At 38.8% G+C, this 13,681-nt stretch carries 14 protein-coding genes; 11 read left to right on the top strand and 3 right to left on the bottom strand.

Annotated elements, in window-relative coordinates:
- The first annotated feature begins 191 nt into the window (after positions 1 to 191).
- The 7 genes from B9T36_RS05305 (at position 192) to B9T36_RS19320 (ending at position 6,215) form a co-directional block, all read left to right on the top strand.
- Positions 192 to 1,190, top strand: a complete 999-nt coding sequence (locus B9T36_RS05305; RefSeq protein ID WP_086208499.1) for a patatin-like phospholipase family protein — start codon at positions 192 to 194, stop codon at positions 1,188 to 1,190.
- 290 nt (positions 1,191 to 1,480) lie between these two features.
- Positions 1,481 to 2,002: an acyl-CoA thioesterase gene (locus B9T36_RS05300; RefSeq protein ID WP_058869179.1), complete on the top strand. Its 522-nt coding sequence runs from the start codon at positions 1,481 to 1,483 to the stop codon at positions 2,000 to 2,002.
- 129 nt (positions 2,003 to 2,131) lie between these two features.
- Positions 2,132 to 2,704, top strand: coding sequence for a TetR/AcrR family transcriptional regulator (locus B9T36_RS05295; RefSeq protein WP_086208498.1), 573 nt, complete (start codon positions 2,132 to 2,134; stop codon positions 2,702 to 2,704).
- A gap of 3 nt (positions 2,705 to 2,707) precedes the next feature.
- A complete protein-coding gene (locus tag B9T36_RS05290; RefSeq protein WP_086208497.1) occupies positions 2,708 to 3,895 on the top strand; it encodes an MFS transporter in 1,188 nt (395 codons plus the stop codon).
- Between the two features lie 12 nt (positions 3,896 to 3,907).
- Positions 3,908 to 4,801 carry a LysR substrate-binding domain-containing protein gene (locus tag B9T36_RS05285; RefSeq protein WP_086208496.1) on the top strand — a complete coding sequence of 298 codons (894 nt, stop codon included), beginning with the start codon at positions 3,908 to 3,910 and terminating at the stop codon, positions 4,799 to 4,801.
- Positions 4,802 to 5,316: 515 nt separating this feature from the next.
- Complete coding sequence (locus B9T36_RS05280) at positions 5,317 to 5,925, top strand: glutathione S-transferase family protein (protein ID WP_086208495.1); 609 nt, start codon at positions 5,317 to 5,319, stop codon at positions 5,923 to 5,925.
- A 161-nt stretch (positions 5,926 to 6,086) separates the two neighbouring features.
- Positions 6,087 to 6,215 carry a hypothetical protein gene (locus tag B9T36_RS19320; RefSeq protein ID WP_265733397.1) on the top strand — a complete coding sequence of 43 codons (129 nt, stop codon included), beginning with the start codon at positions 6,087 to 6,089 and terminating at the stop codon, positions 6,213 to 6,215.
- A gap of 143 nt (positions 6,216 to 6,358) precedes the next feature.
- Here B9T36_RS19320 and B9T36_RS05275 read toward each other — a convergent pair whose 3' ends face one another.
- Together B9T36_RS05275 and B9T36_RS05270 are read right to left on the bottom strand one after the other, a co-directional pair.
- Positions 6,359 to 7,966, bottom strand: coding sequence for a bifunctional 3-(3-hydroxy-phenyl)propionate/3-hydroxycinnamic acid hydroxylase (locus B9T36_RS05275; RefSeq protein WP_086208494.1), 1,608 nt, complete (start codon positions 7,964 to 7,966; stop codon positions 6,359 to 6,361).
- 315 nt (positions 7,967 to 8,281) lie between these two features.
- Complete coding sequence (locus tag B9T36_RS05270; RefSeq protein WP_086208493.1) at positions 8,282 to 8,485, bottom strand: hypothetical protein; 204 nt, start codon at positions 8,483 to 8,485, stop codon at positions 8,282 to 8,284.
- Between the two features lie 474 nt (positions 8,486 to 8,959).
- On the opposite strand from B9T36_RS05270, the gene B9T36_RS05265 reads away from it, so the two are divergent.
- From B9T36_RS05265 to B9T36_RS05250, 4 genes are all read left to right on the top strand, one after another.
- Positions 8,960 to 9,961, top strand: a complete 1,002-nt coding sequence (locus tag B9T36_RS05265; RefSeq protein WP_213033318.1) for a CobW family GTP-binding protein — start codon at positions 8,960 to 8,962, stop codon at positions 9,959 to 9,961.
- 71 nt (positions 9,962 to 10,032) lie between these two features.
- Positions 10,033 to 10,563, top strand: coding sequence for a YaeQ family protein (locus B9T36_RS05260; protein WP_086208492.1), 531 nt, complete (start codon positions 10,033 to 10,035; stop codon positions 10,561 to 10,563).
- 49 nt (positions 10,564 to 10,612) lie between these two features.
- Entirely contained in the window at positions 10,613 to 10,951 is a 339-nt protein-coding gene (locus B9T36_RS05255; RefSeq protein ID WP_086208491.1) for an FKBP-type peptidyl-prolyl cis-trans isomerase, read from the top strand.
- Positions 10,952 to 11,078: 127 nt separating this feature from the next.
- Positions 11,079 to 12,947 (top strand): diguanylate cyclase, encoded by a 1,869-nt coding sequence (locus B9T36_RS05250; RefSeq protein WP_086208490.1) that lies wholly within the window; start codon positions 11,079 to 11,081, stop codon positions 12,945 to 12,947.
- On the opposite strand, the gene B9T36_RS05245 is transcribed toward B9T36_RS05250, so the two are convergent.
- Complete coding sequence (locus B9T36_RS05245) at positions 12,942 to 13,388, bottom strand: GNAT family N-acetyltransferase (protein ID WP_086208489.1); 447 nt, start codon at positions 13,386 to 13,388, stop codon at positions 12,942 to 12,944. The genes B9T36_RS05250 and B9T36_RS05245 overlap by 6 nt on opposite strands.
- Positions 13,389 to 13,681: the final 293 nt, after the last annotated feature.

The raw sequence follows: 13,681 nt of genomic DNA, 5'->3' as shown, positions 1-13,681 counted from the left end.
ACAAAAAGATAGGCACTTTAGGTTTAAATATGTGGATCAGGAGCTGAATACACATACCAGATGATATTAAAAGGGTGAAAAGAATTATAATAAGAGAATGCACACTTTTACGAAAAACAACAGTCAGACGGCTACGGATTTTCATACACTATGTTGCTTAAAATTTTCTTCTTCCTTAGCGTTGGTGAATTATGTTGAAATTAAAAATTAGCCTGTTGTCGCTTACATTGCTTGTCTTGGCTGGTTGCCAAAGTATGCCAAAAGCAGACCAAGACCTGTCAAATCAGCTTGGTGCAACACATAATAATTCCAACGAAGCTCAGGAAAGAACCGATCGTATTAATTTTAAACAGCTTAAAAAAGAGCAAAATCGGCCAATTATTGCTCTTGTCCTTGGTAGTGGCGGTGCCCGTGGTTACGCACATATTGGTGCAATACAAGTACTGGAGCAGTCAGGTATACACCCTGATTTTATCGTGGGAACCAGTGCGGGTAGTATAGTGGGCTCCCTCTATGCCAGTGGTAAAAATGCAAATGAACTGCGTGAAATTGCACTCAATATGAAAGCCAATGATGTACGTGATATTCGTTTGGGTATGAAAGGTTTTTTTGATGGTCAAAAAGTTGAGGACTATGTTAATGAACAGGTCAAAGATGTTCCTCTTCAACGTTTACCAACACCGATGTATGTGGTTGCAACACAACTAAAAGAAGGTAAAAAAGTCGTTTTTAATTATGGAAATACAGGGCAAGCAGTGCGTGCATCGGTGTCCATTCCGAGCATGTTTATCCCGACTAAAATTGGTGAAGATGAGTATGTTGATGGCGGTTTAGTGAGCCCAGTTCCTGTCGATGTAGCGCGTAAATTAGGTGCAGATATTATTATTGCTGTAGATATTTTAGCGCAGCCGATGTATACCGAAACGTCGAATGTATGGGGACTATTTAACCAAAATATCAATATTATGCAAAAGAACCTTGCGCAAATAGAGCTGAAAAATGCCGATATTGTGATTCAGCCAGACTTACGTGAGAAAGTACATATTTTTGATGTGAGTGGGCGTGAAATGACGATGAAAGCAGGACAGGATGCAACTGTTGCTCAATTGCAACAGATTCAAAAAGTGTTCGCTCAAAAAAATTATAAACAGAAACTGAATATTCAAGCGATTCAGGCACGCATGCAGTAGTAGATATATATTTTGGCAAATGAATAGGTGAAATTAAGGGCTGTGCTCTTGTATATAGCGATGTTCATGCGACTGAATGTGAATTGTACAGTCAAATATATGTGATAGAAAACTGGTTGAAGTACCAAGAAGGCTTATAGATTCAACACCTTAGTCTTCTTTATATATATTTTTTTGAATGATGGGAGAATCGCTATAAATAATAATGATGGTTTTGTTACCAAATTTAGTCTGTAAAACCGATATAATAAGCGCCACATATCCTATTATCTTCCGAATTAGAGAACGCGATGTCCCCATTAGATCAAATTGCTGCGGCTGCAGATGACCAGTCTGAACTCACTATGTCGGTCTTAATGACACCAGATATGGCGAATTTTTCAGGAAATGTGCATGGTGGCACCATTTTGAAACTGTTAGACCAAGTTGCGTATGCGTGTGCAAGTCGTTTTTCTGGCAGTTATGTAGTGACCTTATCGGTGGATAAAGTGAACTTTAAAGAGCCGATTCATGTAGGTGAGTTGGTTACTTTCTTGGCAAGTGTGAACCATGTGGGGCGGACTTCGATGGAAATCGGTATTCGTGTTGAAGCGCAGAATATTCAAAAGCGTACAGTACGTCATACCAACAGTTGTTACTTTACTATGGTGGCGGTCGATGAAAATGGTAAGCCAAAACAAATTCCTGCATTGAACTTGGATAATGACTGGAAGCGTTGTCGTTTTGAAGCGGCTGAGCAACGTAAAGTTGCGCGCTTACAAGAAAACCATCACCCTTCGTGCAGTATTTATAAAAAAACATCGCATAGTTAAATGCAATGAAAAGGTCTCCTATATAGGAGACCTTTTTTTATGTCTAAAATTTATTTATTAAAGAAATTAGCACAAGTGCATTTTTAAGTATAAAATGAAACGATACGTAGCGTATCGTTTTGGTGTGATATGAATGTTGAGAAAGGTTCTAAACGAAAACAATGCATTTTAAATGCTGTACTGGCAGCTTTGTCAGAGGCAGATTATTCACAGTTCACTATAGAAGATATTGCTGCACGTGCAGGGGTTGGAAAATCCACCATTTACCGATGGTGGAAGCACAAATCTGATTTGGTTTTTGAAGCATTTAAATTGCATACCGAATCCGTCTTTGAATTGGATTTTGAGCAAAGTTTAGAGCACAACTTAGTACAACAATTATCTAAACTGGCAGTGGCCTTGAATCATCCAGTGGGGCGAGCACTGTTGGTGGTCATGGCAGAGCATCGCGAAGCTGCAGGGTTATTTTTCCAAGAGTATTTACTGCCACGTCGTGTCCAAACCCGTAAATTAATTCAGTGTGCGATTGAGCGTGGTGAAGTACGCGCAGATTATCCTTTTGAGTTGATGCTCGATACTTTGTATGGACCGATTCATTATCAAATTATTTTTTTTAACCGTATGCCTGATGACGCCTATATTCACAATTTGGTTCGGTTGGTAATTGCACCTGCACAGCGACATGCGCTTTTAGAGGAATAGATAATGCCTCAGCAGTCGCTTTGGAATAGAAATTTTATACTTTGTGTGTGTAATAATCTGTTCTTGTTCACGTATTACTTTGCATTACTCACGATCTTGCCCGTTTATATCATGCAAGAACTCGGTGGGACGGTGAAGCAAGCAGGTCTCGCTTTAACCCTATTTTTGGTGTCCTCTATTGCAGTGCGACCGTTTTCAGGGTTGATTGTGGAGCGGCTCGGGAAGGCTTTTTCCTTTCGTGCTTCGGCATCACTTTTTGTCTGCTTTGCCTTTAGCTATCTTTGGGTGGACAGCATGTGGAGCTTGCTTGCTATTCGTTTTATACATGGTATTTGGTTTAGTATTTTAACAACTGTAACTGTACCCATTGCTAATGATTTTATACCCGAACAACGCAAAGGTGAGGGGATGGGTTATTTTGTCATGTCTACCAATTTAGCTGTGGTTTTTGGGCCACTTATTGCTCTGAGCGTTGTGCAGTACAGTAGTTTTAATGATTTATTTGTTCTACTGACTGTGCTGATTAGTCTTGGTTTGATTTTTAGTTGGTTGATTCCAATTACTGAATCTGTTTCTCTTCAAGTGCCCGAAACTAAAGAAAGAGTAGGTTTGAGCTGGTATGACATTATTGAACTCAAGGCAGTGCCGATTGGTTTAATTGCATTACTCACGGCCTTTGCATATTCGAGCATTATGAGTTTCATTGCTACATATACTGAGTCCAAAGCTTTATTGGCTTATACCAGTTTATTTTTCGTGGTTTTTGCTGTGTCGATGATTTTGGTGCGACCGTGGGTCGGCAAGATTTATGACAGCCGTGGCGCCAGTGCTGTGATTTATCCTTCATTTTTGTGTTTTGCATTGGGTTTAGTGTTGGTCAGCATCGTCAATAGTCCATGGATGTTATGGTTATCTGCTGTATTTATTGGTATGGGATACGGCTCGTTATTTCCTTGTTTTCAAACGGTCGCCATTCAGTCGGTACCGAAACAACGTATGGGACATGCTATTTCGACTTTTTTTACTTTGTTTGATTTGGGAATGGCTGTTGGCTCGGTTGTGATAGGTTTGGTGATTGCGCATTTAGGCTTTCAAACTACATATTTAATCTGTGCAGCAATTGTGCTGCTGACGTTATGTATCTACAAATTTAAAGTGGCTAAAACGACACGACGGGTGTCAGAAGCATAGTTGGAGCGTTTTATGGAATTGCGTCATTTACGTTATTTTGTTGCTGTTGCAGAAGAACTCAATTTTACTAAAGCAGCACAGCGCATGTGTACGGTTCAGCCTTCGCTTAGCCAGCAAATTAAGGATTTGGAACATGAGGTTGGCGCGCAGCTATTGATTCGAACCAATCGTAAGGTCGAACTTACGGAAGAAGGAAAAGCATTTTTAAAACAAGCTTTACTGAGCTTGGAGTATGCTGAAAAGGCAATTTATGATGCACGCCAAATTGCCAATATGAGTAAAGATCACTTACATATTGGCTTTGTACCTGTTGCTGAAATGAAAGTGTTTCCTTACATCATGCCAAACATTCGCGCGCATTTTCCAGACTTAAAAATTAGCTTTCATAGCCTGACAGATTCAGCCCAGCTTGATGCTCTGAAAAAAGGTGAAATTGATATTGCATTTACGCGTTATCCAGATGAGTCTGGAGAGTTTGAGCATGTTCAAGTTTTTCAGGAGCCTTTAGCTCTGATTATGCCGAAAGATTCTCCTTTTGCTGAACAGCGCAGTATTAGCATTAAGCACTTTAATGATCGTGACTTTGTGATCAGTGATGAAACCGCTTCACCACAGTTATATAAGTTGATCCAAGACTTTTTTAAACACTCGAAACTGAATGTCAATATTGTCCAGCACTCGACCAATATTTTGCTGAATGTGAATTTGGTCGGGATGGGGGTTGGGTGGAGTATTGTACCTGCGTATGTGATTCCACTTTTGGGTGATAAAATTGTAGCGAAGAACACAATTGAACCTTTACCGATGATTGGACTCTATGCGAATTACCGTAAACAGCAGAAAAACCCTGCGATTGATCTCATTTTAAAAATATTAAAAGAGCAATTTTATATGGACATGTTCTGACCAGAATTCTTTTGAATATTGGAACTTGGGGAAAGGGTCATTAGGTAAATCAACATTTCAAGTGTATGAGGTTTATAAAGATCTGGCTAAAGGGTTGATATAGCAGAACCAGAAGGTATAAATGTTCAAGATGCCTTATTGCGAATACACAGTGCGATTTCTAATTTTGTCTCTTTAACTGAGTCCATGATGATATCGTGGTTTAATTTTCCTGATTTACCATCTATGCCTAAGGCAACACCAAATTGTGTTTAGTTTAAGCATGATGAAAATTTATTTTTATAATGTCGTAAATAATGGTGAGAGCAAAAAGGGCTCAATGCATAATAAAAAACACTGATAACACGTCCAAAAAATGTACTCTTGGTAAAGGCGGCAAAGGGATTGGGATAAAACAGTGAATAAAATCAGTCGTATTATTATGTCGTTGTTTTTTTACTTAAAAATATACACATACAGTTGTGCTGTATGATGTTTAAAACATACTCAAAGCGCCATCTAAGAGGCTCAAAATAATGAAGCTGTATAGCAACGTTCATTCTCGCGGCATTACGGTATTGCCGTTTTTAAAAGAGTTAGATATTGAAGATCAGGTCGAAATTATTCATATCGAATATGCAGATTTAGCGGATGCTGAATATTTGGCTTTGAACCCAATGGGGAAAGTCCCATTTTTAGTGGATCAGGGTTCGGTGATTTCAGAAACTCCTGCTATTTTTGCTTATTTGGCAGATAAATATCTCGAAAAAGGTTTCGCGCCTGCTTTCAATGACCCCAAGCGTGGTGAATATTTGAAATGGTTATTCTTTTGTCATGGACCACTCACTGAGTTTATGGACGTGAAAAGTTTAGGCATTTCTGAACAACAGCTAGATACTAGAAAAAGAAGTTTGGGTTTTGGTACAGAAGCATCTATTTATCGGTTTATAAAAGTAGGTTTAGCTCAGGCGAAGCCATATTTGTTGGGCAATCAAATTAGTGCCGCAGATTTGTTTTTGGCCTATTGGTTAATCTATGCCATTTCTTTCAAAATTGTCCCATATTTCGACGAATTTAAACCTTTTATCCAGTTGATTCAAAGTCGCGATGCGGTACAGGGAGTTGAATGGGTACAAGCGATTTAAGTCCAATAAACTTAGTACTATAAAACCGTGCCTTAGTGCTCATGCCAGTCTTAAGCAATAGACTGGCATTTTATTTTTAAACGTATGATGCTATTTGATGCGCAGAAACGTCACTTGTACTTGCTCAAGGTAAAAATATTTAAAAATAAGGTTTGCGATTTATGAATCAATACAAGGGATTTGGTGATTTGTGTAGTCGGGGGTATGCGCCACAAGCCGCTTTTCTTGCGAACCCAATATATATTCTGATGGGGCATTCGGGCTTAACCAAAGTAGTAGTTGAGCTATAAATATTTGATCTAGAGTATAGAAGATTCTGCTTTAAAGAACTAAAAAGTTAAGGAGTTTAGTACAAAACCCCTTAACGGATCAGCATTATGGTTTAGCGTGGTTTTTTATGTTCTGGATTGTGCCAGAACCTTGTGATATGGCATTAGCTCACATGCAGTTTGGCAAAGAGATGTTGGCTAACCGTGTTTAAGGTCTGTGGAATCGCTAATGCTGCAACAAAACGGTCTGGACGAAGTATGACCACAGACTCAGTCGTTTGACCAAACCAACTGCGGATGTCTGTGCCCAGATCGCCTACCGTGATCACTCCGTCATACTTTTGGCGTTTTTCATTGTCCAGTTGCACTGCTGGAATGACTTGAACAAACTTGACGCCCAGTTTTTGCCATTGTTGCATGTGCGCTGGTGTGAGTCCCCACTTTGGATCTACCCCCCAAGCGATGATGGCAAAGTCATTGCTCAGAACCTCATCGAGTAAAACAGTTTTGCCAGATTCAAGTTTAACATGTGGTTGAATGAACATTTTGCCGACAGGTGTGGTTTTACTGCCATCAGTGATTAGTGCACCAGCATGATATTTCGGCATAGGTTTGAAACGCATTTCGAGTAAATACTGTTTAATCGGTTTGATGTAGTTCAATGCATGAGCAATACCATCACGCACAAAGCCTTGCCATTTTTTCGGTGGTGCCAGTACATGACCTGCCATCACGGAAAGGTCGATCATGGCTTTGGCATGGTCTTTACGTTCAACTTGGTACGAGTCTAATAATTCCGCAGATGCTTTGCCTTGTACAACCAATGCAACTTTCCATGCAAGGTTGAAAGCATCGCGCATGCCACTATTATAACCTTGACCTTGCCATACAGGCATAATGTGGGCGGCATCGCCTGCCAGTAAAATACGGTCGACACGGAATTTTTCTGCAATGCGTGCATTGTGGGTATAAACACGCTGACGAATCACTTCAATACCATCGGTTGTTGGAAGTACTTTGGACAATAGTTTGGCAATATTTTCAGGCTGACTGAGCTCTTCCTGAGTTTCACCAGGCATCACCATAAACTCAAAACGACGAATACCATGTGGAAGTGCTGCCGAAACATAAGGACGTACAGGGTCACAGCATAAGTAAATATGTGGTGTTGCCAGTGGGTCATTTTCAATATCAATCACAATCCACTGGTTTGGTGCTGTTTTACCTGCAAAATCTATATTCAATGTACGACGAATAATGGAATTTCCGCCATCACATGCTATTAAGTATTGTGCTTGAATGATTTCTTCAGTTTGATCTGCGGTTTGTAGCTTTAAAGTGACACCAGTTTGATCTTGGCTAAATTCAATCAATTGGCGGGAAAACAATACATGAGTCTGCTCGTATTGTTTCAGACCTTGTAATAAGACATTGTCTACTTGTGGTTGAATAAAGGCATTCCGACGCGAAAAACCAAACTCACGGGTTAAAGGTTGGATGTCTGCAAAGCAACGTCCTTTTGGCGTTAAAAAACGCATAGCATGATTCGGCGTGGTATGTGGTAAGACCTGTTCGACTAAGCCCAAAGACTGAATCGTCCGTAAAGACTCATCATCAATCCCAATTGCACGCGGGTAATCAATTAAGCTATCTAACTGTTCAATGACTGTGACTTGTACGCCTTGCTTACTTAAATAGTTGGCAATGGTCAAACCGACAGGGCCAGCACCAAGAATTGCGACTTCAGTTGTGTAATTTGCTGTGTTGCGCATTGCGAATGTCCATTTAATTCACTTTTACAGTTATTAACGGTGAAAAAATGAGGCAGAACAAGCTAGTCAATAGTAGGTCATGGGTATAAAGATAATGAGACTTTGTGTTTGGTATGGTTTGTAGTTTATTGTTTATTATTAAAATATTCTGTTTTCTACTATAAGCTTTCACCTTGAAATGATCACTAATTTCTATGATTTAAATCTATCAGCAAAAAAGAAACCAAGACAGGATAAGTCTTGGTTTCTGATTGTGCTAAATAAGAGCTGTAATCATGCTGGAGAGTAGGTCGCTTTATTACAGCAGGTAATAAATTATTTAGCTGCTTTTTCTTGGTTTGGTTGTTCTGCTGAGGCTTCTGAAGCAGGTGCATTTGCACTTAAGTCAGTGGTTTCAGCTGTTTCTTGAGTAGATACAACGACTTTATCTTCCTGTGCAGGAGCTTCCTGAGTTGCTGCAAAAGTTGTAAAGCTCGCAGCAGTTAAAGATGTTGCAATTAATAAGTGTGAAAGTTTCATTGTTTCGGCATCCTTATATTTTATAGAGAAACAGTTCAGATTGTTCATCACATCAATTTGAACTGAGCTTCATGCTAGCGTCTGAATATGCGAGGTTCAATTGAAGCAACAATGTGAAAAATGCACTTTACCTAAAACTACAGATGATGAAAAAATGGTAGGCTTTAAGTAACAAGTAGAAGCTTTTTGTGAGTCAAAAAACTGAAAATGTAGAAAAATTGATCAAAATATTTGAGTGAAAACTCACATAAAATATACAAAGGCGATGGAAATGGAACAAACCGTGCATTTTGACGTTGAATAAAATGTAAATAAAGGTTTCTAAGAGTGAATAAGCCCAGTTTAAATACATACTTTGATATGTTGCGTGTGTAAAGCCGTCGATTTAAAGTGAGAAAATGAGACATTTAAACTAAAATAATCGCTTATTTTATTGTGCTGTTTTTATAGTATTTCAGATTAGGTGGAACAATTTTGAAACTGATGGCGATGCAACAGGCGGTTCCAACGCATATTATTTCAGGTTTTTTGGGTGCCGGTAAAACCACCTTACTGATGCATTTGTTGAGTCAAAAACCTGAACATGAAGTTTGGGCAGTGTTGATGAACGAATTTGGGCAAATTGGTGTCGACCAACAGCTTATGCCACAAAGTGAAGGTTATGCAGTTAAAGAGTTATTAGGCGGGTGTTTATGCTGTAGTAGTCAGCTTCCGATGCAAATTGCATTGTCTCGATTGCTCTCAGAACAAAAGCCTGATCGACTGTTTATTGAACCGACAGGCTTGGGTCACCCTGCACAGTTATTAGAGCAACTGACAGAACCACATTGGCATTCGACTCTGCGTATGCGTGCGCCAGTCACTGTGCTGGATGGTTCACGCTTACATGATCAGACGTGGACGGCACAAAACTTATATCAAGATCAGTTGAAGGCAGCGCAGATCGTCGTTGTTTCGCATTATGCTCAGATGCAAAGTGCAGATTTAAAGGCTCTTGAGCAGCTACAAACTGAATATCAAGCTTATGCTCAGCAGTGGCTTATGGCAGATCAGGGGAATATCCAGCTTGAACAACTTGACTTTGACTATGTTGCGACTAAGCGTCAAAACCAACCTTTACTGAAAGTGCAACAACAATTAAAAGCAAATCAACAGGAATTTCCTGAAATTAAGCAACTGCCTTATCACTATGTAGAATCGGCGCAGGGCTATAGTGTGGCAGGTTGGAAAATGCCAAAACGTTGGGTTTTTGATTTTTATGATTTACTCGATTTGTTGTGTGAGCAGCAGGATTGGCGGAGGATTAAGGGGATTTTCCATACCAATCAGGGTTGGAAAGCATTTAACTTTAATCCCAAGCAATTTAATTATCAGGATGTCGAAGAAGGCATTGATAATCGAATCGAGTTGATTGTACAGAACGAAAGAGATTGGTTGATGTTTGAAACTACATTATTTGCATGTCGTATTGAGTAATGAGGTAAATTGTTTTAAGCAAAATGAGCTGAAATCTTATATGCTATTCGGCAAATTTGAGGACGGTATTTATGGCGCTTAAAGCTACAATTTATAAGGCAGATTTAAATATTGCCAATATGGACGTTCACCAATATGGTGATTATCAACTTACCTTGGCTCTGCATCCTTCAGAGACGATAGAACGTTTGATGGTTCGTCTTTTGGCTTTTGCACGCTTTGCAGATGAGGCTTTGGAGTTTACCAAAGACCTATTTGAAACCAATGAACCTGCACTTTGGGAAAAAGACTTAACAGGGCAGTTGGTGAAATGGATTGAAGTGGGAAGCCCTGACGAAGACAAAGTCAAAAAAGCCAGCGCGCGTTGTAAACAAGTTGCAATTGTGACCTATGGCACTGCTGTTGATGAATGGTACAAACGCAACAGTAAACTAAAGACTTTGAGTAATGTTGAAATTTGGCAACTGTCTGCACAAAGTACAGAAGCGGTTCAGGCCCTTTGTGAACGGACCATGCAACTTCAGTTGAACGTGATGGATGGTGAGTGGACTTTAATTGGTGACAATGCACAAGCTACGATTGAGTGGACTCAATTGCAATAAACAAGCAGTTCAACAAAATTTATTTATAAAGTAATAGTGGAGCGAATAGATGAGCGCTGAATTAGAAATTATTGATTTAGTTGTTGGTGAAGGTAAAGAAGCAGTAAAAGGTGCTTTAATCACCACACATTATACCGGATGGTTAGAAGACGGAACTAAGTTTGACTCATCTTTAGACCGTGGAAACTACTTTGAAACGGTGATCGGAACAGGTCGTGTGATTAAAGGTTGGGATCAAGGCATTATGGGGATGAAAGTGGGCGGTAAGCGTAAACTAATTGTACCGTCACATTTGGCCTATGGTGAGCGTAAGATGGGCAACGTGATTCCAGCCAATTCAAATTTGATTTTTGAAATTGAATTGTATGATGTAAAAACACGAGACTAATCAGAATTGTTGATAATGAATCAATTATAAGGATGTATTTGATTCATTTGTAAAAATCACTTGGTTTTTAAGAAAAACATTTGTAGATTAATTCGTAGGCAGAGCGTATTAAAGGGAAGAGTCGCTTTTGTATAGCTCATTAGGCAGACAGCATGTTATCTGGTTTATTCTAAGCTGTTTGTTAATTTTAAGTCTTATACCTTCGACGTGGGCGCAATATGAAGCAGAGCCTGCGCAGTATTATTTACATCAAAAGAATGTCAATAATATTCAATTTACTGAGCAAACAACCAGTTATTTAAATGGAATATGGTCTTATTATGACCATGAACTGATTACTCAGCCCAATCAAAAATTAGCATCAAAAACAACGGAGCTTCCTATTTCCTTTAAGGAGCTAACGGGTAGTAATATTGATTATGGTACCTTTATTGGTCATTTTAAAATTCCTGATGAATTTATTGGTCGACGTTTAGCTATTCAAATCCCCAATCAAAATTCTGCTTATCGAGTTTATCTAAATGGCGACTTTCTCGTTCGTTTAGGAGATGTCGCAGATAATGTAATGCAACAGCAGACAGAGAATGCCCCACGTATTGCCTATTTTGTACCAGACAGCCCTTATTTTACTTTAAGCATACAGGCTTCAAATTTTAATAAACTACGCGGTGGTCTTGAAAGTCCTATGCATATCGGGGTTGCTAAAACAGTTAATCGGCATTATCAGCAGTTAATGATGAGCATAGCCATGATCTGTGGTGCAGTATTTGGCGTGGGAATGTTCACCACGATGTTTTCTATTTTCCGTGGCTCAAACGAGAGGAATAGCAAAAGTATTTTTGTGTTCGGGATTTTTATTCTGTTTTTAGCCTTACATAATTTGTTCACAGCACCTTATGCCTATACCACTTTTTTAGATATCAATTGGTTGTGGGGCATACGCTTAGAGTATTTATTTATCTATTTAGCGATCATGTTCTTTTTGAGTTATATGTATTTACTCGATCAGAAATATTTGCACCATTGGATATATACAGCTTCTATGTTGGTGCTGACGTTAAATGTCGTTATAACACTTTTATCCGAACAGGAAGTTTTTGAGCCTCTGGCTTTTTATAGTGCCTTATTGAGCATTGTGATTCTGTGCAATTTTGCCTATGGTTTTTATATTACCTTAAAGACCAAGCAAAAATATTCAAAGCTTAATTTTTGTGCTGTAATTCTATTGTGTTTATCTTTTATCCATGACTTCTTATTAACTCTACATGTTATTGATTCGATTCATTTGTCCTTTATTTCAACGAGCCTTTATGCACTTTTAGTGATGTTTCAGCAATCACGAAACTATGCCCATCAGACCTATCATACCGAGCGCTTGAATAATAATTTGATTGAATTGAATAGCTCTTTAGATATGAAAGTACAACAAAGAACATCACAACTTCATGATTTAAATGAAAAACTAGAATATCAAATTCAAATAGATGCTTTAACAGGGGCCTATAATCGCCGTGCGTTAAATAGTGAAATTCAAAAGCGGTTTATGGAAACACAGCAAAATAGTCATGCAACTTTGGCATTTGCCATGATGGATGTAGACTATTTTAAAAAATATAATGACTACTATGGGCATTTAAAGGGAGATGAAGTACTGCAAAACTTGGTCGCAGTCATTAGCGCAGTACTCCCACATAATGCTTATTTAGCACGTTATGGCGGGGAGGAGTTTGCAATTGTTTTATATAATGTTCCCATCGTTATTATTCGCCAAATTATGCAAACTGTGTTAGATGCAGTGCGCAGTGAGCATATTGAACATCATAACCGCTTAGATGAAAAAGGCTATGTAACTTTGAGTATGGGGGTTTCGTGGATGGATCATCAAACATCGTATGCCAATATTCATGACCTCATGAAAGCCGCAGATTTAAAACTCTATGAAGCCAAAGAGGCGGGACGTGATCAAATGAAAATGCCAATCGAATCATCTTTATGACAGTTGTTTAATCATGGGGATCGAGGTTGTATCAGAAGTGTATTGGCTACGAATTTGGAAGCCGTGTCTTTGGTAAAAGCTTAGCGCAGTTTGCGTGCTTTCAAGGCTAATTTGATGGATCTTTTTGCTTTTAAAATGTTCAATGACTGTGTTCAATAAGGCCTTACCTATACCACGGTGCTGCTCTGCCGATGAGATATAATTAAGAAGAATGCGACCTTGATCGCTCACCATAATAAAACCTACAACTTGCTGATCCATCACATAAACCCAACTGTCATTATAATGCATCCACATAATCAGGTTGGATTGGGTCTTATTTTCTAACCAAACTTGAATTGTACTTTCATGACGATGGTGGTCTTTGATACAAGATCGAATGCTGTCATGCACGACATTTAATATCTCAGGGATGTCCTGAATCTGAGCTGCTCGTATCATGTTTTCTTCTTGGAGCTATATGAACAGCTATTTCATGCTAGAGCACACGATTACTAAATTGAATTATTGTTAGTCGCGATGTAGCTGTGTTGTTTGATTATATTGACTTGATTAAATTTTATAGTCTTTTTGTGAGCTGAAAATTTAATTTTGTGATGCTGTTCGCATTAATATTGTATTTGTTGAATGAAGAGCATTGATTGTACATTTAAAGATTATTTCTGAATAATTAGCGTGATTCGTATGCAATAGCACACGCTAGGGTCAGATGTTTTGATGTTTATTTGAACAAT

Origin of the sequence: Acinetobacter sp. ANC 4204, from assembly GCF_002135205.1 — a bacterium.
Classification (GTDB): domain Bacteria; phylum Pseudomonadota; class Gammaproteobacteria; order Pseudomonadales; family Moraxellaceae; genus Acinetobacter.
This window is presented reverse-complemented; position numbering and strand designations above follow the sequence as displayed.